Source organism: Aliihoeflea sp. 2WW (assembly GCF_000497755.1).
Classification (GTDB): Bacteria; Pseudomonadota; Alphaproteobacteria; order Rhizobiales; family Rhizobiaceae; genus Aliihoeflea.
On record NZ_AYOD01000011.1, the window covers coordinates 199,257 to 222,289 of the forward strand.

Genomic DNA, 23,033 nt, shown 5'->3' on the forward strand with positions numbered 1-23,033 from the left:
TTCAGGCGGCGACCGCTTGCCTGAGGGCCTTCACGAGGTCCGTCTTTTCCCAGGAAAACGAGCCGTCGCGGCCGGCCTTGCGGCCGAAATGGCCATAGGCGGCCGTGCGCGCATAGATCGGCTTGTTCAGGTCCAGGTGCCGGCGAATGCCGGACGGCGACAGGTCCATGACCTCGCGCAGCGCCTTCTCCACCACCTCTTCGGCGACCTTGCCGGTGCCGTGCAGGTCGACATAGACCGACAGCGGCTGGGCGACGCCGATGGCGTAGGCGAGCTGGATCGTGCAGCGGTCGGCCAGCTTCGCCGCGACCACGTTCTTGGCCAGATAGCGCGCGGCATAAGCTGCCGAGCGGTCGACCTTGGTCGTGTCCTTGCCCGAGAACGCGCCGCCGCCATGCGGAGCCGCGCCGCCATAGGTGTCGACGATGATCTTGCGGCCCGTCAGGCCGGAATCCCCATCGGGTCCGCCGATGACGAACTTGCCGGTCGGATTGATGTACCAGTTGCAGTCGTCGGCGATCGACAGCCCGCCGGAGGACAGCGCCTCGCGGATGTAGGGCTCGACGACCTTGCGCACCTTCTTGTTATCCCACTCGGGATCGATGTGCTGGGTCGAGAGCACGATCTGCGTCGCTTCCTTCGGCTGGCCGTCGACATAGCGCACGGTCACCTGGCTCTTGGCATCGGGACCGAGCCGCGCCACGTCGCCGTCGCCGCTCTTGCGGGCGTCGGCCAGAAGCTCGAGAATCTTGTGGCTGTAGTAGATCGGCGCCGGCATCAGGTCCGGCGTCTCGCGGCAGGCATAGCCGAACATGATGCCCTGGTCGCCCGCGCCTTCCTCGCCCTGCTTGTCGGACGCATTGTCGACGCCCTGGGCGATGTGGGCGGACTGGCCGTGGAGGAGAACGTCGATCTTCGCCGTCTTCCAGTGGAAGCCGTCCTGCTCGTAGCCGATCGCACGGATCGCCTTGCGCGCCACCGACTTGAACTTGGCCGGATTGACCATCGGGTTGCCCGCGGCATCCTTGACGAATTCACCGTCCTTGGACTTCTTCAACAGCGTGTCGGGTACGCGGACCTCGCCGGCGATGACGACACGGTTGGTGGTGGCGAGCGTTTCGCAGGCGACGCGCACCTTCCACGCATCCATCTGCGGCTTGCCGCTGCCGTTCTTCTTCGCCGCCTCGCGATAGACCAGGTCCACGATCTCGTCGGAGATGCGGTCGCACACCTTGTCGGGGTGGCCTTCGGATACGGATTCGGAGGTGAAGATATAGTTCTGGCGCAAGATCGGGTGTCCCCTCTGGAAAGCGCTCTGCCGAAAGGGCAGGCGGAAAGACGTGTAGCCAAGCGCAGAAGGCCCGGTCAAGACATGCTCGACCGAGTCCTCAAATCCGCCGGGCTCTTCCCTCTACGGCGTTTCGTCGTCGTCGGATGCGAGCGACTTGACCAGATCGATGATCCGGCGCCGAACTTTCGGATCGGAAATCTTGATGAAGGCGCGGGTGAGTTGCAGGCCTTCGGAACTGTTCAGGAAATCGACCACATAGGTCGATCCGTCATCCTCCGAAAAGCCGCTGCGGTTCTCGTCCTGCCCCGGCGCGTCCTCGAAGAAATAGGAAACCGGAACGTTCATGACGGTTGAAATCGCCTGCAGGCGACTGGCACCGACACGGTTCGTGCCCTTTTCGTATTTCTGGATCTGCTGGAACGTGATCCCGAGCATTTCGCCAAGCTTTTCCTGGCTCATGCCGAGCATGTTACGACGCAACCGCACCCGACTGCCGACGTGTATGTCGATCGGATTCGGCTTCTTCTTATTGGTTATCATGATGTTAGCCCATTGGAGCAGGCCATTGTCGTTGAGCTTTGCGCTTCTGGCCGCGTGTCGTGCGAGCGCCCCAAGGCCCGCCCGACTCTAGATCGCGGTAATCTGACTATGAGTCGCTAATATATGTGTGTCAATTGACACGATGGCGCGACCGCAGGTTGTTTGCTGTGGCAGCGATGCCAAGTGCGATCAGCAGGCTCCAGCCGACGAGACCGGGGCGCAACGGCGGCAGGAACGCTCCGGCCTCGCCGAGCGGAACGTCCACGTCGAGCACGCCGACGGCATCGACGGCCAGTCCGTCGACCACGCGGCCATAGCCGTCGACCACCGCCGAAATGCCGTTGTTGGCGGCGCGAACGAGCGGCAGGCCCGATTCGACGGCGCGGAACTGGGCCTGGCGAAAATGCTGGTAGGGTCCGGGCGTATCGCCGAACCAGGCATCGTTGGTGACGTTGATGAGAAGCCTCGCATCGCCGCCGCCGCGAGGCGCGATGCCGGGGAAAATCACTTCGTAGCAGATGAAGGGCAGGCCGGAGACGCCGCCGCCCAGATCGAGCGGCCGGCGCGTCGAGCCTGCGGAAAAACCGCCAATGTTCTGCGCCAGTTGCCGCAGGCCGAAGCGGGACAGGAATTCCTGGAACGGCAGGTATTCGCCGAACGGGACGAGCCGCACCTTGTCGAAGGCATCGACGATCTCGCCCGACCCGTCGATGACGACGATCGAATTGTAATAGGAAGTCTCGCCCTCCCCGCGCGCTTCCGCGCGCACGATGCCGGCGAGCAGGCGCTGGTCGTCGTCGATGGCCGCGCCGAGCGCGGCGAGGGCGTCGGGCCTGTCGCCGAAGAGGAACGGCACCGACGTTTCGGGCCACACGACGATGTCCGCCTTCTCGCCACCTTCCTCCACCGGCCGTGTCGTCAGGTCGAGATGCGCCTGGAAAATCCGGTCGCGCTCGGCCATGTCCCATTTCTGGCTCTGCAGGATCGACGGCTGGATCACGCGGATCGCGATCGTCTCGGCACCATCGGTCGCCTCGGCCTGCGAAAGACGAAGCCCGCCATAGCCCAGATGAAGCACGACCAGCCCGACGCCGAGTGCCGCCCCCAGCTTCAGATGCGCGCGACCTGCAAGCAGCGCGGGCAGCGAAAAGACGAAAACGGCAAGGACGTTGATCCCGACCGCGCCGACGATAGCGATCGACTGCATGGCGAGCGGCACAGGCATCGCCGCATAGCCGACGGCGTTCCAGGGAAATCCGGAAAAGAGCACCGAGCGCAGCCATTCGGCGAACGCGAAGGCGACGGCAAGCGCTGCGATGCGCCCGATATCGTCGCTCCAGGCGATCTTCGCGAGCGCCGCTGCAAACGCATAGAAGAACGCCAGAACCGCCGGCAGGCCGATAATGGCCAGCGGCAGAGCCCAGGCGAAGAGATCGGCCTCGACCAGAAGCGCGTTGCCCGTCCACCAGAGGCCGACCAGGAAATAGCCGAAACCGAACAGCCAGCCGACCAGAAAGGACGGTCCGAGCCTGCTCAGGCCGCGCCGTTCGGGTGCGGCAACGGCCCCGTCAAGCAGCCAGACGAGAACCGGAAAAGCGACGAAAGCGGCAAGCGGAAAATCGAACGGCGCCTGAGACAGGCTCGCAATCGCGCCCGCAGCCAAGGCGACCAGCGCCCTGCCGGCCCCCGACAGGAGAATTATCTTGCCCGCAAGGCGCTCCATTCACCCGTCCGCTGCCAGAATCAAACCCCGCACCTCTTTAGCAAAGGCGCTGGGGCTTTCCAAACGGACGTGAGAATTGCGCTTTCATGACTGATGGCATGCGCGGTTTTCGACTCGTTTGGTCGAAAGGGACCCCCACCCTTTATCCCTCCCCACAAGGGGGAGGGAGGGCATCGGCGTACCGCTCTACCCGTCAAACCGGGTGGTGCATTGATCGTTCGCCGGAACGCTCGCGACTCCCTCCCCCTTGTGGGGAGGGATACAGGGTGGGGGTCCCCTTCGCAAAAACCCGACCTGCACCCAAAGCCTAATTCGTCGCCTGCCGCACCTGACGCCGGCGGCGATCCGTGCCGCGGCTCTGGACGATGCGCACCCGTTTGACCCTTCGCGGGTCAGCGTCGAGCACGTGGAACTCGAAGCCAGGGATCGCCTGGACCACCTCGCCGCGCGCGGGCACGCGGCCGAGCGCGTTGAAGATCATGCCGCCGATCGTGTCGACATATTCGCCGTGCTCACCGGCCGAGAACGCATCGCCGATCTTCTCGGCGACGTCGTCGATCTCGGCCTTGGCATCGACGATGAAGACGCCGTCGCCCGCCTGCGTGATCATCGCCTCGTCGTCGTCATGCTCGTCCTCGATGTCGCCGACGACCATCTCGACAATGTCCTCCAGCGAAACGAGGCCGTCGGTGCCGCCATATTCGTCGATGACGAGCGCCATCTGCAGCCGTTCGGCCTGCATCCGCGCCATCAGGTCGGAAGCGAGCATCGACGGCGGCACGAAAAGCAGTTTTCGCACGAGGCTCAGTTCGCCGATGCTCTTTCCCAACTCGACATTGGAGAGATCAAGCGTCGCGGCGTTGAGCGGCTTCTTCGTCGCCCGCGACTTCTTCTGTCCCGCCGTGCGGGTGATGTGGGCGATCACGTCGCGGATGTGGACCATGCCGCGCGGATCGTCCAGCGTCTCGCCATAAACAGGCATGCGCGAATGGCCGAGCCGCTCGAACGTGACCATAAGGTCGCCGAGCGTCGTCGTGATCTCCACCGCCTGGATGTCGGCGCGGGGGATCATGACGTCCTCGACGCGCAGTTCGCGCAGCCGCAGGATGTTCTTGAGCATCGCGCGCTCGCCCGGCGAAAAGCCGGCCGAATCCAGCGAATGCTCGTCGAGCGCGTCGGCCAGATCCTCGCGGATCGACGAGCCGTTCCTGGGCTTGAACAGCCCCGAGAGCCTGTGGAGGAAAGTTGTGGACTTGCCGGCAGTGCCAGCGGTCCTACTTTGGGCGTCCGAACCTTCGTCGGAGCCGCCTGCTTCTGCCCGTTCGGGGGAAGCCTCAATCTGCGTTTGTTCGTTCATTGTCCCTAAGGCCATGTTGGCCCTACCAGTTAGACATACGGATCGGGAATGGCAAGACGCGCGAGCACCTTGCGTTCCAGCCCCTCCATCTCGTCCGCCTCTGCGTCATTTTCGTGGTCGTAGCCCAGAAGATGAAGCAAGCCGTGGACGATCAGATGGGTCAGATGGTGCGCGAACGGCTTTGCTTCCAGTGCCGCTTCGGCCGAAACCGTCTCGAAGGCCAGAATAACGTCTCCGAGCATCGGCGGCAACGGATCGCCCGGCGCGACCTCGAATGCCGGGAAGGAGAGGACGTTGGTCGCCTTGTCCTTCCCGCGCCAGTCCCGGTTGAGGACGCGGATCGAGGCGTCGTCGGTGAAGAGCAGACTGAGTTCGGACGCCGGATCGGCGATATCGAGCTCGGCGAAGACGGCGTCGGCCGCCCGTTCGGCATGGCCGTGCAGTTCGTCTTCGGCCGGCCAGTCGCCGGCCTCCATGGCGATGTCGATCTCGATCGTCATTTTCAGACCTGAAGCGGCCCCCGGCCGGGCATGCCAGCGCCTTCCCGGTCATAGGCGCGCACGATTTCGGCGACGAGCGAATGACGGACGACATCAACGTCGTTGAAGCGACAGGTGACGATGCCCGGAACGTCGGTGAGGATGCGCAGCGCCTCGACGAGGCCGGATTTGGTGTTGGGCGGCAAGTCGATCTGGCTCGGATCGCCCGTGACGATCATGCGCCCGCCCTCGCCGAGGCGGGTCAAAAACATCTTCATCTGCATCGGCGTCGTGTTCTGCGCCTCGTCGAGGATGATCGCGGCATTGCGCAGCGTTCGCCCGCGCATGAAGGCGAGCGGCGCGATCTCGATCACTTCCGCGGCGATGGCGCGTTCCACCTTGTCGGCCGGCATCATGTCGTAGAGCGCGTCGTAGAGCGGGCGTAGATAGGGGTCGACCTTTTCCTTCATGTCGCCCGGCAGGAAGCCGAGCCGCTCGCCCGCCTCCACCGCCGGCCGCGACAGGATAATGCGCTCCACGGCGCCGCGCTCGAGCAGCATCGCGGCGTGTGCGACGGCGAGATAGGTCTTGCCGGTGCCGGCAGGCCCGATGCCGAACACCAGTTCGGAGCGCTCCAGCGCGCGCATATAGGCGTCCTGATTGACCGAGCGGGCATAGATGGTGCGCTTGCGCGTCGCGATCTGCGCCGCCGCCATCTTGCCCTTGCGCTCGAGCGTCGGCAGCGTCAACTGGTCGTCGGCGGCGATCGAGATGCGGATCGCGCCGTCAACCTCCGACGGCGAGACATCGTGGCCCTTCTGCAGGAGGCCGTAGAGATAATCCAGCGCGCGGCGCGCCTGTTCGGCCGCGCCAGGCTCGCCGCGGATCGAAAGCTGGTTGCCCTTGGAACGGATGTCGAGGCCGAGCTTCTGCTCGATGCGCGCCAGATTCTCGTCGAACTGACCGTAAAGGGCGGAGGCAAGTCCGTTGTTGTCGAAGGTGAGTACGATATGCGCCATGTCCGACGCCCCCTGGGGGCCGGGCTTCAGTTCCGGTGCGACGCTCAATCGGCTCTCCTCATTGGTGCCTGACCTCAAACCGGCTCGGCAAACAGGCTGTTGCGGCCGGCGCTCAATACCTTCACCCGGACAATGTCGCCGATTCGGCCGACGGTTTCATCAAGAATCACCGGCTGCAGCCAGGGCGAGCGTCCGACGATCTGTCCCTCGCGCCGGCCCGGCTTCTCGATCAGCGTGTCCATCACCATGCCGACGCGGGTCTGCGTGAACGCTTCGAGCTGGTTTGTCAGCAAAGCCTGCAGTTCCTGCAGCCTTTCGTCCTTCACACGTTCCTCGACGTGCAACTTCATCTCGGCGCCCGGTGTTCCCGGACGCGGCGAATATTTGAACGAGAAAGCCTGTGCATAATCCACCTCGCGCACCAGCTTCATCGTCGCACAGAAGTCCTCGTCGGTCTCGCCGGGGAAGCCGACGATGAAATCGCCCGACATGGCGATGTCGCCGCGCACGCCGCGAATGCGATCGACCAACCGCAGATAGTCGTCGGCCGTGTGCTTGCGGTTCATCGCCTTCAAGATGCGATCCGAGCCCGACTGAACGGGCAGATGGAGATAGGGCATCAACTGTTCAAGGTCGCGATGCGCCGCGATCAGCGCGTCGTCCATGTCGCGCGGATGGCTGGTCGTATAGCGTAGCCGGGCGAGCCCCGGAATTTCGGCCAGTCGGAACAGAAGCTCGCCGAGCCCCCACTCCCTGCCATCTGCGCCCTCGCCATGCCAGGCATTGACGTTCTGGCCGAGCAGCGTGATCTCGCGCACGCCGCCCTCGACGAGCCGCTGCGCCTCCGCCACGATCTGCGCGACGGGCCGCGAGATTTCCGAGCCGCGCGTATAGGGCACCACGCAGAAGGTGCAGAACTTGTCGCAGCCTTCCTGCACGGTCAGAAAAGCCGTCACGCCGCGCGACCTGACCGCCGCCTTGTTCGGCTGCGGCAAATGCTCGAACTTGTCTTCGAGCGCATATTCGGTCTCGACCACCTTTTCGCCCGCGCGCGCCTTCCGCACCACCGCCGGCAGGCGATGATAGGTCTGCGGACCGACCACGAGATCGACCGCCGGCGCGCGGCGCAGGATTTCGTCGCCCTCGGCCTGCGCCACGCAGCCGGTCACGCCGACGACCATCTGGCGGCCCTCGGCGGCGCGCTCTGCCTTCAAGTCGCGGATGCGCCCAAGCTCCGAATAGACCTTTTCGGCCGCCTTCTCGCGGATGTGGCAGGTGTTGAGCAGCACCAGATCGGCGTCCTCGATCGTCTCCGTCGGCTGGTAGCCATCGGCGGCCAGCGCATCGGACATGCGCTGGCTGTCGTAGACGTTCATCTGGCAGCCATAGGTCTTGACGAAGACCTTGCGGGCCTGCGCCAAACCTGTTTCCCGCGGAGCGATCGTATCTGTCTGTTCCATGCGGCGAGCCTCTAACGCTTTTTGGCGCCGAAGGACAGACCGCGCGTGATCACAGCTTCGCGCCGCGCCTGACGCCGGTCACGAGTTCGCGGATCGCCGCTTCCGAACGCGCCGAGACCTGCTTGCGGTTCGCGCCGGCGAAACTGATCGGCTCGCCGAAACGCACCTCGACGTCGACGGGCCCGCTTTCGAGGATGCGCAGCAGGTGCGGCACCAGCTCCTCGTCGCCGATCCAGGCATAGCGCGCGCGGTGGCGCCGCCCCATCGCCATGCCGTGCAGCCGCGAATAGAAGAGCGCCGCCGGCTGCACCGCGAACGCCTCGTCGGACAGTTGCGCGGCCGCGCCGAAGAGCGTCGACTTGAACGGCAGGAGCCGGTTGCCGCACGCCGTCGTGCCTTCGGCGAACAGCACCAGCGGATCGCCCGATTTCAGCGTTTCGGCCACTTCCCGCGTCTGGTGGCCGGAGCGATGGCGCGCCTCGCGCTCGACGAAAACGGAGTTCTGCGACCGAAAGAGCCGGCCCAGAACCGGCCATGTCGCGACCTCCGCCTTGGCGATGAAGTTCACGGGCGCGATCGAGCCGAGCACCATGATGTCCGTCCACGACACATGGTTCGCCGCGATCAGCAGCGGGCGCTGCGGCGATAGCGGCCCGCTCACATGGACGCGGATGCCGAGCAGCGCCAGAACCATGCGGTGCCAGAGCAGTGCCGGCTTTCGCGGATCGCCGATGCGCGTCATTTTCATCGCCGTCTGCCACGCCACGAGACCCGCCGTGCCGAGCGCGAAGCCGATCAGGGCAATGGCAAGCTTCGCCTTGGCGCGCATGGGTCAGTGAAGATCGCGGCGCATGACGATCGCGCCGGTGCGCCCACCGCCCGGCTGCTTGTAATAGTCCGGCCGCTTGCCGACCTGGATGAAGCCGATCCGCCGATAAAGCGCGATCGCCGGCGCATTGGTCTCGTCGACCTCGAGGAAGAGCGAGGCGGTGCGTTCGGCGTGGAGCGCGCGCAGAACGGCGTCCATCAAGCTGCGCCCCAGCCCAAGCCGCCGCGCCGAGCGCGCGACCGCGACGGTCAGGATTTCCGCCTCGTCCGCCGCCTGCCGCACCAGCACGAAGCCGACCGGTCCGAGATGCCGCTTGCCGACCTCGCGCGCGGCGAAACCGAAGACGTTGCCCTGCGCCAGGAGATCGGCGAACTCGTCTTCCGACCAAGGACGGATGAAATCCTCCTCATGGATGCGCGGCAGTGCCGCCGCATCCTCGATCTCCAGCGGCTCGATGGCGAATTCACGCGGCGTCGACCATGGCATCTTCATGGCGCCGCCTTTCGCGCGACGGCGAAGCCTGCGTTCACCTTGGCATCGGCGGAGCGGAGATAAAGCGGAGCCGGTCGCGCGCCGGTGTCGGGCTTGCCCGAACCGAGCACGGCATAGGCTGCGATGTCCGCCGTCGCTTGCCGGCCGGCAATGTCGATCGCCCCGCCTCCTGCCGCGTGGATCGCATCCGCCGCCGTGCCGACGAGGATTGCGTTCGCGCGCGTCGCAATTTCGCAAGCCGCCTTCAGATCGATCGCGGCCGGCGTTGCGATTTCTTCGCCGTCCGGACCGTAGAGCGCGGCATGGATTTCGCCGCGCCCGCCATCGAGTCCAGCCAACACGTTCCGCCCGACATTGGCCTGCCGCGCTTCAAATGCCAGCGCTTCGAGCGTCGTTATTCCGATGGCCGGGATTTTCAGCGCCAGCGCCAGTGCGCGCGCGGCCGAAACCCCGACGCGGATGCCGGTGAACGAACCCGGCCCGATGGAAACGGCCAGCCTGTCGAGATCGGCGTAAGTCTTACCCGCCGCCGCCAAAGCCTCGTCGACCACCGCCATCAGATGCTCGGCATGGCCCTTGCCGAGATCGCGCACGCAACGGCCGAGTTCACGGTCGGCGTGGATCGAGGCGGCGCAGAGATTGGCGGAGGTGTCGATGGCGAGGATGATCATGAATAAGATGGCAATGCGCCCCCTCCACCATGCTTCGCATGGTCCCCCTCCCCCGTAAACAGGGGAGGATCAAGGTCGAGGCCATCCGCAACGGTAGTTCCTCCCCTGCGAAGCGGGGGAGGGGGACCGCCAAAGGCGGTGGAGGGGGCTTCGCGCACCGTTTTCTCCAAACGCAAGAAAATCAAGCGCCCCGCTTCGCCTTCAGCTCCAGCCGCCGCCGATGCAGCACCGGCTCCGTATAGCCATTCGGCTGCTCGCGCCCCTTCAACACCAGATCACACGCCGCCTGGAACGCGATGGAGTTGTCGAAATCCGGCGCCATCGGCCGGTACAGCGCATCGCCCTCGTTCTGCCGATCCACTACGGCGGCCATGCGCTTCATCGTCTCCATCACCTGATCGCGAGAGCAGACACCGTGATGCAGCCAGTTGGCCATGTGCTGCGCCGAAATCCGCAATGTCGCGCGGTCTTCCATCAGGCCGACATCGTTGATGTCCGGGACCTTGGAGCAGCCGACGCCCTGGTCCACCCAGCGCACGACGTAGCCCAGAATTCCCTGCGCATTGTTGTCGAGTTCGCGCTGGATGACCTCGGGCGTCCAGTTCGGCCGCGTCGCGACCGGGACCGACAGGATATCGGCCAGCTTGGCACGGGCGCGGGCCTTCAGTTCGCCCTGCACCTTGGCGACGTTGACTTTGTGATAGTGGGTCGCGTGGAGCGTCGCGGCCGTCGGAGACGGCACCCAGGCGGTGTTGGCGCCTGCCTTCGGGTGGCCGATCTTCTGCTCCAGCATCGCGGCCATCAGGTCCGGCATCGCCCACATGCCCTTGCCGATCTGCGCATGGCCGGCCAGCCCGCATTCCAGCCCGATATCGACGTTCCAGTTCTCGTAGGCGCCGATCCAGGCCGCCTGCTTCATGTCGCCCTTGCGGATCATCGGGCCGGCTTCCATCGAGGTGTGCATCTCGTCGCCGGTGCGGTCGAGGAAGCCGGTGTTGATGAACACCACGCGCGACGACGCCGCGCGGATGCACTCCTTGAGATTCACCGTCGTGCGGCGCTCCTCGTCCATGATGCCCATCTTCATCGTGTTCGGCGCCATGCCCAGCATCGTCTCGACGCGGCCGAAGAGTTCGGATGCGAAGGCGACCTCCTCGGGACCGTGCATCTTCGGCTTCACGACATACATCGAGCCCTTCAGCGAATTCGCGCGGCGGCCGTTCGGGCCGATGTCGTGCAGTGCGATCAGGCCGGTGATGGCGGCATCCATGATGCCTTCCGGCACCTCGTTGCCTTCCGCATCCAAGATCGCCGGGTTGGTCATCAGGTGACCGACATTGCGCACCAGCATCAGCGAGCGACAGCGCAGCGAAAATGTCGAGCCATCCGGCGCGGTATAGTCGAAATCAGGGTTCAGCTTGCGCGTGAAGCTCTTGCCGCCCTTGGTCACTTCCTCGGTCAGATCGCCCTTCATCAGGCCGAGCCAGTTGCGGTAGACCTCGACCTTGTCCTCGGCGTCGACGGCCGCGACCGAATCCTCGCAATCCTGGATCGTGGTCAGCGCGGATTCGAGCCAGACGTCGGAAATATGCGCCGGATCGGATTTGCCGATGTCGGATTCCGCGTCGATGAGCACCTCGATGTGGATGCCGTTGTTCTTCATGAGGAACTGCGTCGGGGCAGCCGCATCGCCCACATAGCCGGCGAACTGCGCGCCATCCTTCAGCCCGGTTTTCCCGTTCGCCGTCTCGACGACCAGCTTGCCGCCCTCGACCCCGAAGGACCGCGTATCGGTCCAGCTCGCACCTTCCAGCGGCACCGCGCCATCGAGGAATTCGCGCGCCCAGGCGATCACCTTCTCGCCGCGCTTCGGATTGTAGCCCTTGCCCTTTTCCGCGCCGTCGGTCTCGGGGATCGCGTCGGTGCCGTAGAGCGCGTCATAAAGCGAGCCCCATCGCGCATTGGCAGCGTTCAGAGCATAGCGCGCATTCATCACCGGGACGACGAGCTGCGGGCCGGCGATGGTCGCGATCTCGTCGTCGACGTTCTCGGTCGTCACCTTGAAGGCGGGGCCTTCGGGAACGATGTAGTCGATCGAGCGCAGGAAGCCTTCATAGGCGGCCAGATCGTTGGGCGCGCCGTTCTCGCGGTGCCAGGCGTCGATCTTTTCCTGGATCGCGTCGCGCTTTTCCAGAAGCGCCCGGTTCTTCGGCGCGAGATCGGCGACGATCACTGCAAAATCCCGCCAGAAGCTTTCCGCATCGATGCCCGTACCGGCCACGGCCTCGTTGGCGATGAAGTCGTAGAGAACCCGGTCGATCTTCAACCCATTGGCGTCAACGCGGTCATTCATGCAGAAAACCTCCCTCAAAAGCGCATGGCGATGGCCTTTGAAGGCCCTGATCGCTTTCACCACGCGCGGGGCGGTCGGTCAATTCGGCAAAAGGCGAAACTGCCTTGCGAAAAATTCTAACGCAGCGTGATCCGCGGCCGGCCAGTCGCCACCGCGCGCAGGCTCGCCTCGATGAACGCACGCTGCCCTTCGATCGTCGCGATGCGCAGATCGGTCGCGACGTCGATCTCGACATCGTCGCTGCCGGCGCGCCGCGCTGCCTCGCGCGCAAGGTCACGCAGATGCGCGCTCGCGACCGAAAGTGCATCATCCTCCGAGCGGTGGTCGGAGATCGTTTCGCCCGCGCTGACGCGGAAAATGCCCTCTACCGGCTGGGTGACGACCGCTTCGGCGCTGACGCGCACCTGCCCCACCACCGCGCCGATGGCGTTCGCCACGTCGGCATCTTCCGGCACGACGCAGCCCTGCCCGACCAGCTTCGGCAGGCCGGCATAGTGCAGGCCGGCCGATGCGCCGAGGCCGATGACCTGCCGGTCGAGACCGACCGCCAGCCTTGCGATGCCAGCCTTGCCGTCGAGCGCGCGCTGGACCAACGGCCCGGCGACGATCGCCGCGCCGTCGAGACCGTCATCGGCGAGCGCCGATTCCAGCATCAGTTCGGCCGAGCGGCGCGTGACAGCGTCGAGCACGCGCTGCGAAATCTCCGCCGCGCCCGCCGCGATCGCCTGCCCGCGTCCGTCACGCCGCCGCGCCACCAGTTCCGCGCCGAGCCGGGCGGCGCGCTCGTCCCAATTATCCTGCCGTCCGAGCACATGGGCGGCGTCGGATGGGGTGAACCCACACAGATGAACAAGGCCGCGCGCGACGAGACGTTGCAGCGTCGCCACTTGGGCCGTCGAGGTCAGCAACTGGTCGAGCGGCAGCGGCGTCGCCGTCACCTTCTCGTAAAGCCGAGCCTCGGCAGCGGAGAGCCCGGCCGCCAGTCGTTCCGGCACGCCGGTTCGCACCGCGAAACGACCATCCATGCGGCCGGGATTGGCAGCGCGGAGCTGGCGTTCCAGCGTTTCGGCGATGGCCGCGCCATGCTGATGCGCGGCGAGCGACAGCGGCACGAGGCGGCGGGGGCCGAGCAGGATCGCCGGATCGAGCCCCCCATCGGCGACCGTCACTTCCGAATCGCCGCCGAGCCCGAAGGTGCGCATCGCCACGGCCTCGACCATCGTCCGAAACCCGCCGACCGTTGCCCCGTCCGGGTCGAGCCGCGGGACGCCCTTGTCGAGGATTGCTATGTCGGTCGTCGTGCCGCCGATGTCGGAGACAACGGCATCGTCCAGCCTGGTCAGATGACGGGCGCCGACGATGCTTGCGGCCGGTCCGGACAGGATCGTCTCGATCGGCCGCTGGCGCGCGAAGCGGGCGGAGACGAGCGCGCCGTCACCGCGCACGACCATCAGCGGGGCGTCGATGCCGCGATCTGCAAGGAAACCTTCGGTGGCGGCGATGAGGCGGTCGATCATCGAGATCAGCCGGGCGTTGAGGAGCGTCGTCAGGGCGCGGCGGGGGCCGCCGAGTTTGGAGGAGAGTTCGTGGGATGTCGTTACGGGCAGTCCCGTCCGTTCTCGGATCAGGTCGCGGGCCAGTATCTCATGTTTGGGATTGCGGGTGGAAAAGTAGCCGCAGACGGCGAAGCCGGAAACGCTTGTCGCCAGTTCCGGCAGGGCATCTTCCAACGCGGCAAGGTCGAGCTTTGTCTCGTTGCCGTGGACGTCGTGGCCGCCGGGGACGAAAATCACCGGATCGGAGCCGAGGGCGGTTTTGAGGCCGTCTTTATCGAGATCGGTTTCGGAGAAGCCGATCATCACCAGACCGACCCGACCGCCCTGCCCTTCGACGAGGGCGTTGGTGGCGAGGGTGGTGGACATCGACACCAGGCGGATTGCCCGCGGAGCGATGCCGGCCAGCGCGATGACGCGGTCGGCAGCCTCAGTGATGCCGACGGCGAGGTCGTGCCGTGTCGTCAGCGCCTTCGCCTTGGCGATGACGCCGCGCTCCTCGCTGAAGAGCACGGCGTCGGTATAGGTGCCGCCCGTATCGAAACCCAGATAGAGCGGCGCGTCGTCAGTTCCGGCCATGGAGATCGCCCGTTGAAGACGATCTCCTTAACGCGGCCGGTTCGGCCAGGAAAGGCCGATTACTCGACCCAGATGACCTCACGCGTGCCGCGCTCGACCACGATCGGGCCCTGCTCGGTGTAGACGTAGCCGTAATACGGATCTTCCGGCACCTCGATGATCTGGACGTCGGCCGGCAGGATCGCGCCGGTCGAAATCTCGGCGTCGATCACGACGGGATCAGCCGGGTTCTCGGTGATGTAGGTCACGGTGCGCTCCGGCACGACGTAGCCGGGCGAATAGACCACCTCGCGGCTCTCATACTCGACCAGGACCGGACGGCCGTTGACGTAGATGTAGCCATATTCCGGGCTGTCGGGCACCTGCACGACCTCGACCTCCGCCGGGATCACGGCGCCGGCTGCGATCTCGCCTTCATAGGTGACGGTCGGGACCGGATTGTCGACGACATAGCCGACGACCTCGTCCGGAACAGCCGTTTCCGCGCCGATCACGGCACCGGCGAAACCGCCGACGATCGCGCCGATCGGGCCGCCGACGACGGCACCGGCAACGGCACCCGTCGTGCCGCCGGCCGTCGCGCCGAAGCCGCGGGCCGAATCATCGTTGGAAGTCTGGGCGTGCGCGGCACCGACCGACAAGGCGGCAATGGCGGCGGTCGCAAGAAGGAACTTACGCATGGTGGGTACTCCTTTGATGGTGGCGCGGTCCCCTTCTCCAAGGCGTCCGCGCCGCAAACGTTCAGTGACGTCCCTCGGCTTCAAAAATGCGTGAGGGCGAGGTGCGTTCCCCTCAAATGACATCACGGAACGTAACAAAGGAGCCGCACAGCGACACCGGATCACCCGTCGAGCATATCGCGCTGGTCCTCTGTCAGCGGCCGTATTCCCGGCGCGGCCGACGCGGCGGGGCTGACTGGTGCAACCAGCGCTGCGGGGGCGACCGTAGCCGTGGGAACGGGCGGCGGGCCGGCATCGAAGGTCGAGCAGGCGGGAAGGGCGAGGACGGGAAGAAGCCAGATGCGCATCTTCCAGCCCTGCCCTGCGATCGTGGCGCAGTTGGGGTGGCGCGCCGCACGCACCGAAATCGCTCTTTTCCTCATCGCTTTTCCTCGTTACCACGGCACTTCGCTCCGCCATTTGCCGGGGTTCGACACGTGGTTCAACATGCGCACCTCTTCGCCCCTTTCGGGGGTGTCGCAGCAGGGCGGGAAAATGCGGCCCATATGGGCGAGCGCATCGGTCGGCCGCAGCGGCCCGACGCAGCGCCGCGCGCGCCGGCAGACCGACCATTTGCAGCTCGCCATCAGGCCGAGCCAGGTCGCCGCGTGGCGGCAGTTCGCCTGCAGGATCGCATCGATCTGAGCGCGCTCTTCGTCCCACTGGCGGGTGACGGCATATTGCGCGTCGGTCTGGTGCGGCTGGCGCAGGTGGTAGATGACCGGCAGCGGCGGGATGTCCCGCGGCGCCTTTTGCCTGCGTCGCTTGCGCCTTGCCATCTTGTTCCTCCACGCATGAGTGATTGCGCCCGCGCGGCGCGCGGGGCGGTTGAAAGGGCTCGGGAAGACGGGCGGCTGCGGCATCGCTCATCTGTAGGTATGACTGCGATCCCGCAGCCCTACGCTATGGCTTCGGGCGTTCGTCGCTCGGAAAGCCAAATCGTTGGCTTTCCGTCCGCTGCGCGGACCGCTTCTCACCCCATCCGGCGTTCTTTGCAAAGCCGCGCCCGTCCCGCTGCCCCGCCGCGCTTTCCGGCTTTCGCCGAAGGCATCGACAGGTTGCGTGCTCGTCCAGCACACCCGGCCCGTAGTGGCCGGAGGGGGACCCTCGACGCGGCCCTCCCCGGCCGCCGGCTACGTTTGCCGAACGGCGGAGGCGCCGATCCCCGCCCGCATGACACCGTCGCGACAGGCGTTCCCGAAGACGGGGACGCGGTGGAGTATGGGAGAGGTTTTGGGGAGGGGGATAAGTTTTTTGCGGCTTCACGCCGGGCAGGCGACGACATGCGCGCGCAACCAGCCCTCGATGACCGGCTTGCGAAACGTGCTTGCTTCGAGATGGCCATAGATGAAGGCGATGACCGCTTGGGGCTCGGCTTCGAGGCGTGCGCCGTTGAGGCCGAGAAAAATATCCATGCAAGCAAAGGCGACGCGCTTGTTGCCATCGATGAAGCCATGATTCATCGCAAGGCTTTCCCACAAGGCGGCGGCCTGTTCGATCAAGTCGGCATAGTAGCCGGTCTGCGGACGCAGCAGTGCGGATTCAATCAGGCCATGATCGCGAACGCCCTTGGCACCGCCGAACAGACGCAATTGCTCGGCGTGGATATGGAGCGCGTCGTCGAGCGTGAGATAGTCCACCTACTTCGCCAGCGCCTCGTAGACGCTCGCCCAGCGCCTGGCGCTTTCGGCATGAAGACGCTCGACGGCCGGATTGACCTTGCCGCGCGCGGCGTCGGCCATGCGGCGAAACTCTTCCGGGGACAGGACGATGGCGACATCCCTTCCTTGGCGCTGTACGCGCACGGGTTCGGCCTGCGCCATGTCGATGAGTTGGCCGAAACGGTTTTTGGCGTCGGAGGCGGAGAACGATTTCATTCAGGGATATTAGCTGAATTGGCCAATTTGGGCAAGGAGTCGGATGCAACTATTGATAATGTTCCTTTTTTGTTCTATGCAAAAGTCTTGGCGGGAGGGTTGCAATGAACGTCGCGAGATTTTTTGATGAACGCACCGATCAATCTGAAGTAAAGGCGCGCATAGTTCAAAAGTACTTCTACGCTTGGGCGAATGTCATTATGCCAACGGCACAGAAGAACGGCAGCAGGATTGCCTATATTGATTTGTATGCGGGACCAGGCCGATACAAGGATGGTGCCGCTTCGACACCGCTGCTTGTGCTTCAGCACGCCATCACTGATGTCAAGCTCAGCTCGATGCTTATTACGTTCCTGAATGACGCAGATAGCAACAAAACATCTACACTTCAGGCGGAAATCGACAAGCTGCCCGGAATTGAAAAATTAAAGCACAAGCCCACCGTCTCCTGTGGCGAAATCGACGAAGAAGCAGAAAAGCACTTTAGTCAATCGAAGCTCGTTCCATCCTTCTCATTCATCGATCCCTTTGGATATAAAGGGCTTTCCCTTAAAATCATAAAGGGTGTCATTAAGGATTGGGGGTGCGATTGCGTCTTTTTCTTTAATTACAATCGGATCAATGCTGGAATCGGAAATCAGGCCGTGGCCGGTCACATGGATGCGCTGTTCGGTAAGGAACGCGCGGATGCGCTGAGAGCACTACTGCCCAGCCTTTCGCCTGAGCTGCGTGAAGCGTTGATCTTGGAAGAACTCGCAGCTGAGATCAAGGCGCTTGGCGGCACCTATGTGCTCCCCTTCACATTCCGGAACTCGGGCGGCACGCGCACTTCGCACAAACTTGTTTTCGTAAGCAAAAGCTTCAAGGGCTATTCCATCATGAAAGACATTATGGCGAAGGAAAGTTCGACGGAGGACCAAGGTGTACCGTCATTGGCATATTCTCCGGCCGACTGGTCGATGCCCCTGCTGTTCTCGCTGCAACGGCCGCTCGATCAGCTTCGCGCTTCGCTGCTCAAGAAATTTGCAGGGCAGGAACTTTCTGTTGCCGAAATCTATGAGCGCCACAGTGTCGACACGCCCTATGTCCTGAAGAATTACAAGGAAAGCCTGACGCAGCTTGAAGCGGAAGGAAAGGTTGGCGTCCGTAGCCTCAAGGGGACCCGCCGCAGAGGAACGTTTGCCGACCACCTTCTGGTTAGGTTCCAGTGAGCAGTATCGATGGCGAATAATTCTTCAATCGAGTGGACGGAAGCGACGTGGAATCCCGTTGTCGGCTGCACGATCATTTCGCCGGGATGCACAAACTGCTACGCCATGCGCATGGCGCGCCGGTTGGAGGCGATGGGCCAACCAAAGTATGCTGGCACAACGCGCATGTCTGGCGGCCGTCCGAAATGGAACGGCATTGTGCGGATAGACGAGGATTCGATATCACTTCCGACAACTTGGAAAGTCGGTCGTATGATATTTGTAAACTCTATGTCCGACCTGTTCCACGAAGACGTGCCGTTGGCATTCATAAAGCGGGTGCTGGCGACGATGCAGAAAACCCCGCAACACACTTATCAGATTTTGACTAAGCGAGCCGAACGTCTCGAAGAATTATCACCGGAGCTGGCATGGCCCCGCAATGTTTGGATGGGAGTAAGTGTCGAGAACGAAAACTACATGTTCAGGATCGATCACCTCCGTCGCACGCAAGCAGTGATCAAATTCCTAAGCCTCGAACCATTGCTAGGACCACTCGACAATCTCGATCTCGTCGGCATTGATTGGGTTATTGCGGGTGGTGAAAGTGGGCCTCATGCCAGACCAGTGGAGCCGGATTGGATTAGGAGCATTCGGGATCAATGTTATGATGCAGAGACAGCCTTCCATTTCAAGCAATGGGGTGGTGTCAACAAGAAGAAGACCGGTCGTGTTCTCGATGGCCGCACTTGGGATGATTTTCCTGGCGGCGCTCAGGCGTAGCTACTTCTTTAGCGTACAGACAGGGGAATCTGATCGGCAGCTATGCCGGTACACCTCTTAAATCTCAGCCATCGGTCTCGGCCGAAACTAATCCGAGCATGGCGATTTGGAGATGTTGGCGCGCGCGCTTCCCTCTGTCCTGCCAGACATCCCCCGCGACGGCGGGAGATCGAGCTTGGGCGAGGTTCGCGGAACCCCCCTCTCCGTCTCGGGCTGCGCCCGAGCCACCTCTCCCCCGCAAGCGGGGGCGAGGAAAGGCGCTTTAGCCGTCGCCCATTTTGAGGGCTTCGATGAAGGCGGCCTGCGGAATCTCCACCTTGCCGAACTGGCGCATGCGCTTCTTGCCTTCCTTCTGCTTTTCCAGAAGCTTGCGCTTGCGGGTCACGTCGCCGCCGTAGCACTTGGCCGTCACGTCCTTGCGCAGGGCCGAGATCGTCTCGCGGGCGATCACCTTGCCGCCGATCGCCGCCTGGATCGGGATCTTGAACATGTGCTTGGGGATCAGGTCCTTCAGCTTTTCGCACATGGCGCGGCCGCGCTTTTCGGCCGCCGAGCGGTGGACGAGCATGGAGAGGGCATCGACGGGTTCGTCGTTGACGAGGATCGACATCTTGACGAGGTCGCCCTCGCGGTAGTCGGTCAACTGGTAGTCGAAGGAGGCGTAGCCCTTGGAGATCGACTTCAGGCGGTCGTAGAAATCGAACACCACCTCGTTCAGCGGCAGATCGTAGGTGACCATGGCGCGCTTGCCGACATAGGACAGATCGACCTGGACGCCGCGGCGCTCCTGGCACAGCTTCAGGATCGCGCCGAGATAATCGTCCGGGGTCAGGATCGTCGCCTTGATCCACGGCTCCTCGATGCCGGCGATCTTCATCACGTCCGGCATGTCGGCCGGGTTGTGGAGCTCGATCTCCGAGCCGTCATTCATGGCGAGCTTGTAGACGACCGAAGGCGCGGTCGCGATCAGGTCGAGGTCGAACTCGCGCTCCAGACGCTCCTGGATGATTTCCAGATGCAAAAGGCCGAGGAAGCCGCAGCGGAAGCCGAAGCCGAGCGCGGCGCTGGTTTCCATTTCAAATGAGAAGCTGGCGTCGTTCAGGCGCAGCTTGCCCATGGCGGCGCGCAGATCCTCGAAATCGGCGGCGTCGACGGGGAAGAGGCCGCAGAAGACCACCGGCTGCGCCGGCTTGAAGCCCGGCAGCGGGGTGGCGGTCGGCTTGCGGTCGTCGGTGATGGTGTCGCCGACGCGGGTGTCGGCCACTTCCTTGATCGAGGCGGTGATGAAGCCGAGCTCGCCGGGGCCCAGATCATCCACCATCACCATCTTGGGCGTGATGACGCCGACGCGGTCGACCGTGTAGCGCGCGTTCGTGCCCATCATGCGGATCTGCTGGCCCTTCCTCAGCCGGCCATCGATGATGCGCACCAGGACGATGACGCCGAGATAGGCGTCGTACCAGCTATCGACCAGCATGGCCTTCAGCGGCGCGGTCTCGTCGCCTTCCTTCGGCGGCGGCAGCTTGGTGACGATCGCCTCCAGCACGTCCTCGATGCCGATGCCGGTCTTGGCCGAGATCATCACGGCGTCGGACGCGTCGAGGCCGATCACTTCCTCGACCTGCTCCTTGATGCGCTCGGGCTCGGCGGCGGGAAGGTCGATCTTGTTGAGGACGACCACGATCTCGTGGTTGGCGTCGATCGCCTGGTAGACGTTCGCCAGCGTCTGCGCCTCGACGCCCTGTGAGGCATCGACCACCAGCAGCGAGCCCTCGCAGGCGCGGAGCGAACGCGAGACCTCGTAGGCGAAGTCGACATGGCCGGGCGTGTCGATGAGGTTCAGCACATAGTGCTCGCCATCCTTGGCGTCGTATTCGAGCCGGACGGTGTTGGCCTTGATGGTGATGCCGCGCTCGCGCTCGATGTCCATCGCGTCGAGCACCTGCTCCTTCATCTCCCGGACCTCGAGCGAGCCGGTCATCTGGATCAGCCGGTCGGCAAGCGTCGACTTGCCGTGGTCGATATGGGCGACGATGGAGAAATTGCGGATCTTGGAAAGGGGCGTCTTCATGAGCCGCGCTTTAGCAGGGCGGCGGGGGGTTCACAAGCGCGGCGGATGACGCAGGCGGGACGTTCGGGACGGTGTCCGTGCTCTTTTTGGTTGCATTTTTCTGGTATGCAACTTTAACTGAGCGCCCGACGGGACGGGCAGCAAACCGGCGTTGCAAAAGGGGTATCCCTTTGCGCGGTGATTTCGTGCGCCCTCATTCGGGAGGGGCGCTTGGAGGTCGAGACTTTCATCTCACGCTGGACGGACCGCGATGGCGGCGCCGAGCGCGCCAACTACCAGATGTACCTGTCCGAGTTCTGCGACGCCATCGGCGTGTCCCGCCCCGACCCGGCCTGCGCGGAACACACGCTCAACAATTACGCGTTCGAGCGCGGGGTGAAGCGCCGGACGAGCGACCCGGTCGTGTCGACGCGGCGGATCGATCTCTACAAGAAGGGCTGCTTCATCCTCGAAGCCAAGCAGTCGCGGCTGCCCGGCGCCAAGAATGCCCTGCCGGACCAGCTTGCCCTGCCCGACATCGCGCCCGAGCGGCTCGGCCGGCGCGGATCGGGGCGCAACTGGGATGCGATGATGTCGAGCGCGCGCAAGCAGGCGGAGGAATACGTCTTCCTGCTCGACGCCGACCATCCGGCGCCGCCCTTTCTGATCACCTGCGATGTCGGCCACGCGTTCGAGATTTTCGCCGATTTCAGCGGCAACGGCCGGTCCTACGATCAGTTCGGCGGCCGCAAGGGGTTTCGGGTCTATCTCGAAGATTTGCGCCGGCCCGAAATCTGCCAGATGTTCGCCCGCATCTGGAACGATCCGCTCAGCCTCGATCCGACGCGGCAATCGCTTCAGGTCACCCGGCACATTGCCGAGCGGCTCGCGGCCGTGACACGCTCGCTGGAGCGCCACTATCCACCGGAAGACGTCGCGATCTTCGTCATGCGGTGCATCTTCTGCATGTTCGCCGAGGATGTGGACCTGCTGCCCAAGGGCGAGTTCACGCGGCTTCTGGAAGACAGCGCCAAGTCTCCCCGATCCTTGGTGCCGCTGCTCGAGGAGTTGTGGTCGAAAATGGATCAGCCGCGCGAGGAGATGCGATTCTTCTCGTATTTTCGCACTCATCTTCGCCACTTCAACGGGAATCTCTATCGCGACGCACGCGCGCTGCCCTTGGAGCGGGAGGAGATCGGCGAACTCGTCGCGGCGGCCCGGCACGAATGGACCAAGGTCGATCCCGCGATTTTCGGGACGCTCCTCGAACAGGCGCTCGACCCCCAAGAAAGACGCAAGCTGGGCGCGCACTACACCCCGCGCGCCTATGTCGAACAACTCGTCTCGGTAACGGTGATGGAGCCTCTTCGCGACGATTGGCGTCGGGCAATGACGAAGGCCGAAGCTGCGAAGGAGGAAGGCGACGACCGCCGCGCGATCGCGCTCGTCCGCGCGTACCACCATCAGCTTTGCACGACGCGCGTGCTCGATCCGGCATGCGGAACGGGCAACTTTCTCTATGTCGGCCTCGAGCTGATGAAGAAGCTCGAGGGCGAGGTGCTGGAGACGCTCGCCGATCTGGGCGCCAACGAAACGCTGGGGCTCGAGGCGGAGACGGTGAGCCCACATCAATTTCTCGGGCTGGAGCTCAATCCACGCGCGGCGGCCATTGCCGAACTCGTCGTGTGGATCGGCTATTTGCAACAGCACTACAAGACCCATACCGGCCATCCGGGCGAGCCGATCCTCAAGGCCTTCGAGAACATCAATTTCGGGCGCAAGGACGGATACGATGCCGTTCTGGCTACCGATGATCCGGGCATTCAGGATCAATGCGCGAGCAGGCCGCCGACGCGCAATCGAATTTTTGCCCACCCGCGACGGCCCGACTGGCCGGAGGCGGAGTTCATCGTCGGCAATCCCCCGTTCATCGGCGGCAAGGATTTGCGGGCACGGCTTGGGTCGGATTATGCGGAGGCCTTGTGGAAGGTGCACGCCCACATGAACGAAAGCGCCGACTTCGTCATGTATTGGTGAGACCGGGCGGCCGAACTGCTGACCGCGAAGA

At 64.1% G+C, this 23,033-nt stretch carries 21 protein-coding genes; 3 read left to right on the forward strand and 18 right to left on the reverse strand.

The annotated features are described in order from the left end of the window. Window position 1: 1 nt before the first annotated feature. From metK to ALII_RS21110, 17 genes are all read right to left on the reverse strand, one after another. Window positions 2-1,291: a methionine adenosyltransferase gene (metK, locus tag ALII_RS0107675; protein ID WP_024586738.1), complete on the reverse strand. Its 1,290-nt coding sequence runs from the start codon at window positions 1,289-1,291 to the stop codon at window positions 2-4. A 120-nt stretch (window positions 1,292-1,411) separates the two neighbouring features. Further along, complete coding sequence (locus ALII_RS0107680) at window positions 1,412-1,831, reverse strand: helix-turn-helix domain-containing protein (RefSeq protein WP_024586739.1); 420 nt, start codon at window positions 1,829-1,831, stop codon at window positions 1,412-1,414. 130 nt (window positions 1,832-1,961) lie between these two features. Next, window positions 1,962-3,554, reverse strand: coding sequence for an apolipoprotein N-acyltransferase (gene lnt / locus ALII_RS0107685; protein WP_024586740.1), 1,593 nt, complete (start codon window positions 3,552-3,554; stop codon window positions 1,962-1,964). 307 nt (window positions 3,555-3,861) lie between these two features. Beyond that, window positions 3,862-4,911, reverse strand: a complete 1,050-nt coding sequence (locus ALII_RS0107690) for a hemolysin family protein (protein WP_024586741.1) — start codon at window positions 4,909-4,911, stop codon at window positions 3,862-3,864. 29 nt (window positions 4,912-4,940) lie between these two features. Beyond that, on the reverse strand, window positions 4,941-5,411 hold the full coding sequence (ybeY, locus tag ALII_RS0107695; RefSeq protein WP_029660307.1) for an rRNA maturation RNase YbeY: 471 nt from the start codon (window positions 5,409-5,411) through the stop codon (window positions 4,941-4,943). A gap of 2 nt (window positions 5,412-5,413) precedes the next feature. Continuing rightward, window positions 5,414-6,409, reverse strand: coding sequence for a PhoH family protein (locus ALII_RS0107700; RefSeq protein WP_051375802.1), 996 nt, complete (start codon window positions 6,407-6,409; stop codon window positions 5,414-5,416). A gap of 74 nt (window positions 6,410-6,483) precedes the next feature. Further along, a complete protein-coding gene (gene miaB / locus ALII_RS0107705; RefSeq protein ID WP_029660308.1) occupies window positions 6,484-7,869 on the reverse strand; it encodes a tRNA (N6-isopentenyl adenosine(37)-C2)-methylthiotransferase MiaB in 1,386 nt (461 codons plus the stop codon). A gap of 49 nt (window positions 7,870-7,918) precedes the next feature. Continuing rightward, window positions 7,919-8,698, reverse strand: a complete 780-nt coding sequence (locus tag ALII_RS0107710) for a lysophospholipid acyltransferase family protein (protein ID WP_024586745.1) — start codon at window positions 8,696-8,698, stop codon at window positions 7,919-7,921. Window positions 8,699-8,701: 3 nt separating this feature from the next. Then, window positions 8,702-9,190: a GNAT family N-acetyltransferase gene (locus tag ALII_RS0107715; protein WP_024586746.1), complete on the reverse strand. Its 489-nt coding sequence runs from the start codon at window positions 9,188-9,190 to the stop codon at window positions 8,702-8,704. Continuing rightward, window positions 9,187-9,861: a tRNA (adenosine(37)-N6)-threonylcarbamoyltransferase complex dimerization subunit type 1 TsaB gene (gene tsaB, locus ALII_RS0107720; protein WP_024586747.1), complete on the reverse strand. Its 675-nt coding sequence runs from the start codon at window positions 9,859-9,861 to the stop codon at window positions 9,187-9,189. Before tsaB ends, ALII_RS0107715 begins: the two co-directional genes overlap by 4 nt. A gap of 181 nt (window positions 9,862-10,042) precedes the next feature. Beyond that, entirely contained in the window at window positions 10,043-12,214 is a 2,172-nt protein-coding gene (locus tag ALII_RS0107725; protein ID WP_024586748.1) for a malate synthase G, read from the reverse strand. A gap of 116 nt (window positions 12,215-12,330) precedes the next feature. Continuing rightward, window positions 12,331-14,346: a hydantoinase/oxoprolinase N-terminal domain-containing protein gene (locus ALII_RS0107730; RefSeq protein WP_024586749.1), complete on the reverse strand. Its 2,016-nt coding sequence runs from the start codon at window positions 14,344-14,346 to the stop codon at window positions 12,331-12,333. Between the two features lie 59 nt (window positions 14,347-14,405). Then, window positions 14,406-15,026 (reverse strand): DUF1236 domain-containing protein, encoded by a 621-nt coding sequence (locus tag ALII_RS21590; RefSeq protein ID WP_024586750.1) that lies wholly within the window; start codon window positions 15,024-15,026, stop codon window positions 14,406-14,408. 161 nt (window positions 15,027-15,187) lie between these two features. After that, window positions 15,188-15,448, reverse strand: a complete 261-nt coding sequence (locus ALII_RS0107740) for a hypothetical protein (RefSeq protein WP_152529561.1) — start codon at window positions 15,446-15,448, stop codon at window positions 15,188-15,190. 12 nt (window positions 15,449-15,460) lie between these two features. Then, on the reverse strand, window positions 15,461-15,844 hold the full coding sequence (locus tag ALII_RS0107745) for a hypothetical protein (RefSeq protein WP_035449474.1): 384 nt from the start codon (window positions 15,842-15,844) through the stop codon (window positions 15,461-15,463). 483 nt (window positions 15,845-16,327) lie between these two features. Continuing rightward, window positions 16,328-16,705 carry a type II toxin-antitoxin system death-on-curing family toxin gene (locus ALII_RS0107750; RefSeq protein WP_024586753.1) on the reverse strand — a complete coding sequence of 126 codons (378 nt, stop codon included), beginning with the start codon at window positions 16,703-16,705 and terminating at the stop codon, window positions 16,328-16,330. Then, complete coding sequence (locus tag ALII_RS21110) at window positions 16,706-16,942, reverse strand: type II toxin-antitoxin system Phd/YefM family antitoxin (protein WP_024586754.1); 237 nt, start codon at window positions 16,940-16,942, stop codon at window positions 16,706-16,708. A 104-nt stretch (window positions 16,943-17,046) separates the two neighbouring features. Between ALII_RS21110 and ALII_RS0107760 the strand changes: the two genes are divergently transcribed. Both ALII_RS0107760 and ALII_RS0107765 read left to right on the forward strand, forming a co-directional pair. Beyond that, complete coding sequence (locus ALII_RS0107760) at window positions 17,047-18,153, forward strand: three-Cys-motif partner protein TcmP (protein ID WP_024586755.1); 1,107 nt, start codon at window positions 17,047-17,049, stop codon at window positions 18,151-18,153. 9 nt (window positions 18,154-18,162) lie between these two features. Further along, window positions 18,163-18,915 (forward strand): phage Gp37/Gp68 family protein, encoded by a 753-nt coding sequence (locus ALII_RS0107765; RefSeq protein WP_024586756.1) that lies wholly within the window; start codon window positions 18,163-18,165, stop codon window positions 18,913-18,915. A 262-nt stretch (window positions 18,916-19,177) separates the two neighbouring features. Here the strand turns inward: ALII_RS0107765 and lepA are convergent, their stop codons facing one another. Then, the gene (gene lepA, locus ALII_RS0107770; protein WP_024586757.1) at window positions 19,178-20,986 is read right to left on the reverse strand and encodes a translation elongation factor 4; all 1,809 of its coding nucleotides are present in this window, start codon (window positions 20,984-20,986) and stop codon (window positions 19,178-19,180) included. A 210-nt stretch (window positions 20,987-21,196) separates the two neighbouring features. Here lepA and ALII_RS23280 point away from each other — a divergent pair, with 210 nt between their 5' ends. After that, complete coding sequence (locus ALII_RS23280) at window positions 21,197-23,002, forward strand: type IIL restriction-modification enzyme MmeI (protein WP_348265978.1); 1,806 nt, start codon at window positions 21,197-21,199, stop codon at window positions 23,000-23,002. The last annotated feature ends 31 nt before the right edge of the window (window positions 23,003-23,033 follow it).

Bases quoted from the DNA above. Each gene is read 5' to 3' on its own strand.
- ALII_RS0107680 (WP_024586739.1), bottom strand. From the start codon at position 1,831: ATGATAACCAATAAGAAGAAGCCGAATCCGATCGACATACACGTCGGC.
- lnt (WP_024586740.1), bottom strand. From the start codon at position 3,554: ATGGAGCGCCTTGCGGGCAAGATAATTCTCCTGTCGGGGGCCGGCAGG.
- ALII_RS0107690 (WP_024586741.1), bottom strand. From the start codon at position 4,911: ATGAACGAACAAACGCAGATTGAGGCTTCCCCCGAACGGGCAGAAGCA.
- ybeY (WP_029660307.1), bottom strand. From the start codon at position 5,411: ATGACGATCGAGATCGACATCGCCATGGAGGCCGGCGACTGGCCGGCC.
- ALII_RS0107700 (WP_051375802.1), bottom strand. From the start codon at position 6,409: ATGGCGCATATCGTACTCACCTTCGACAACAACGGACTTGCCTCCGCC.
- miaB (WP_029660308.1), bottom strand. From the start codon at position 7,869: ATGGAACAGACAGATACGATCGCTCCGCGGGAAACAGGTTTGGCGCAG.
- ALII_RS0107710 (WP_024586745.1), bottom strand. From the start codon at position 8,698: ATGCGCGCCAAGGCGAAGCTTGCCATTGCCCTGATCGGCTTCGCGCTC.
- ALII_RS0107715 (WP_024586746.1), bottom strand. From the start codon at position 9,190: ATGAAGATGCCATGGTCGACGCCGCGTGAATTCGCCATCGAGCCGCTG.
- tsaB (WP_024586747.1), bottom strand. From the start codon at position 9,861: ATGATCATCCTCGCCATCGACACCTCCGCCAATCTCTGCGCCGCCTCG.
- ALII_RS0107725 (WP_024586748.1), bottom strand. From the start codon at position 12,214: ATGAATGACCGCGTTGACGCCAATGGGTTGAAGATCGACCGGGTTCTC.
- ALII_RS0107730 (WP_024586749.1), bottom strand. From the start codon at position 14,346: ATGGCCGGAACTGACGACGCGCCGCTCTATCTGGGTTTCGATACGGGC.
- ALII_RS21590 (WP_024586750.1), bottom strand. From the start codon at position 15,026: ATGCGTAAGTTCCTTCTTGCGACCGCCGCCATTGCCGCCTTGTCGGTC.
- ALII_RS0107740 (WP_152529561.1), bottom strand. From the start codon at position 15,448: ATGAGGAAAAGAGCGATTTCGGTGCGTGCGGCGCGCCACCCCAACTGC.
- ALII_RS0107745 (WP_035449474.1), bottom strand. From the start codon at position 15,844: ATGGCAAGGCGCAAGCGACGCAGGCAAAAGGCGCCGCGGGACATCCCG.
- ALII_RS21110 (WP_024586754.1), bottom strand. From the start codon at position 16,942: ATGAAATCGTTCTCCGCCTCCGACGCCAAAAACCGTTTCGGCCAACTC.
- ALII_RS0107760 (WP_024586755.1), top strand. From the start codon at position 17,047: ATGAACGTCGCGAGATTTTTTGATGAACGCACCGATCAATCTGAAGTA.
- ALII_RS0107765 (WP_024586756.1), top strand. From the start codon at position 18,163: ATGGCGAATAATTCTTCAATCGAGTGGACGGAAGCGACGTGGAATCCC.
- lepA (WP_024586757.1), bottom strand. From the start codon at position 20,986: ATGAAGACGCCCCTTTCCAAGATCCGCAATTTCTCCATCGTCGCCCAT.